The organism is Ruminiclostridium hungatei (assembly GCF_002051585.1).
Taxonomy (GTDB): domain Bacteria; phylum Bacillota; class Clostridia; order Acetivibrionales; family DSM-1351; genus Ruminiclostridium; species Ruminiclostridium hungatei.
The window spans coordinates 1-1,370 of record NZ_MZGX01000070.1 but is presented as its reverse complement, the minus strand read 5'-3'; the positions used below and the strand labels follow the sequence as shown (position 1 = coordinate 1,370).

At 44.5% G+C, this 1,370-nt stretch carries 1 protein-coding gene; it reads left to right on the top strand.

Going from position 1 to position 1,370, the window contains the following annotated elements; all coding sequences use genetic code 11:
• The first annotated feature begins 114 nt into the window (after nt 1–114).
• Nucleotides 115–1,317, top strand: a complete 1,203-nt coding sequence (locus CLHUN_RS21550) for an IS256 family transposase (protein WP_080066724.1) — start codon at nt 115–117, stop codon at nt 1,315–1,317.
• Nucleotides 1,318–1,370: the final 53 nt, after the last annotated feature.

Sequence of the window (1,370 nt, the reverse complement as noted above, 5' to 3'; positions counted from 1 at the left end):
AGATAAGGTACAATAAATTGCGCAAATTGAATAAGGGGTAAAAAATAGACATGCCCAAAGCCGTTTGGTAAAATTAATTCACCACAAACCAATTACCAAAGGAGGCTTAGGAACATGTCTGAAAAGATTATACAACTAAACGAAGGAATAATCAAAGACGAATTGAAGGAATTAGTCCGTTCCAGTGTAGAAGAGACCCTGAACGGCCTTTTAGAGAAGGAAGCCGAAGAATTAGTCAATGCCAGCAAATACGAGCGTACTGCAGAACGTGAAGGCTACCGCGCCGGTCATTACGACAGGAGCCTGACAACAACCTCCGGTGAAGTGACTTTGAAGATGCCCAAACTCAAAGGAGTTGCTTTCGAGACAGCTATCATTGAACGCTATCGTCGTAGAGAAAGCTCAGTGGAAGAGGCATTGATTGAAATGTACCTGGCAGGCGTATCTGTTCGCCGCGTTGAAGATATCACCGAAGCACTGTGGGGTACGAAAGTATCTCCTTCTACCATTAGCGAACTGAATAAGAAAGCATATGTACATATTGAAAATTGGAGAAACCGGCAGCTTACTCATGGCTCCTACGCTTACGTGTATGTAGATGGGGTCTATCTAAAGCGAAACTGGGGTGGCGAATACGAAAATGTAGCTATCCTGATCGCAATTGGCGTCAATGAGGATGGGTATCGGGAAGTCATTGGAGCTATGGAAGGCATGAAAGAGGACAAGGCTAGCTGGACTGAGTTTTTCAAATGGCTGAAGAGCAGAGGCCTTTCAGGAGTTAAGCTGGTAATAGGAGATAAATGCCTTGGAATGTTGGAATCTCTTGGCGAAGTCTATCCGGAATCCAAGTACCAACGCTGCATTGTTCATTTTTACCGCAACATGTTCTCTGTTGTTCCCCGTTCGAAGATGAAGCAAGTAGCAAAAATGTTGAAAGCGATTCATAGCCAGGAAAGCAAGAAAGCAGCCCGAGAAAAGGCCAAGATGGTAATGGACGAACTTAAGCAGATGAAGCTCAAAGAGGCTGCGGATAAGTTGGAAAAAGGAATTGAAGAAACGCTGACCTACATGGTTTTTCCTTACGAACACTGGTTAAAGATCCGCACAACAAATCTGGTTGAGAGGATCAATCGGGAAATTAAGCGTCGTACCAGAGTGGTGGGAACCTTTCCTGACGGCAATTCTGCCCTAATGCTCGTCTGTGCCCGCTTACGCCATGTTACCGGAACGCAATGGGGCGTAAAGAGGTATATGAACATGAAACACCTTGAAAACTACAGTACAGAGGAAACAGAATCTGAAAATCTAGCAGGGTAACTGCCAGAAACCATGCGGCAAAATTAAATTTGCGCAAAGTACTTGACAGTACC

Bases quoted from the DNA above. Each gene is read 5' to 3' on its own strand.
- CLHUN_RS21550 (WP_080066724.1), top strand. From the start codon at position 115: ATGTCTGAAAAGATTATACAACTAAACGAAGGAATAATCAAAGACGAA.